This is a genomic window from Phosphitispora fastidiosa (assembly GCF_019008365.1).
Classification (GTDB): domain Bacteria; phylum Bacillota; class Thermincolia; order Thermincolales; family UBA2595; genus Phosphitispora; species Phosphitispora fastidiosa.
Genome location: NZ_JAHHUL010000152.1, coordinates 1 through 263 on the forward strand (window position 1 = coordinate 1; position 263 = coordinate 263).

Below are 263 nucleotides of genomic sequence, written 5' to 3' on the forward strand. Positions count from 1 at the left end.
CCGGCCTCGACCTTGCCGACCAGGTCGGCGCCCACATCGGCGGCCTTGGTGAAGATGCCGCCGCCCAGGCGCGCGAAGATCGAGATCAGCGAGGCGCCGAAGGCGAGGGCGGTCAGCGCCTCGATCACCTTGCGGCTGTTGGGCTCGAGGCCGGACGGGCCGACCAGATACCAGAAGATCAGCGCGATCGCGAGCAGGCCCAGGCCCGCCACCAGCATGCCGGTGATCGCGCCGGAGCGGAAGGCGAGGGTCAGGCCGCCCTG

1 protein-coding gene is annotated in these 263 nt (G+C 71.9%); it reads right to left on the minus strand.

The window, feature by feature from the left end; translation table 11 throughout:
* Positions 1 to 263 (minus strand): sodium/proton-translocating pyrophosphatase (locus Ga0451573_RS19310; RefSeq protein ID WP_231685818.1); only part of this gene is annotated, 263 nt, incomplete at both ends.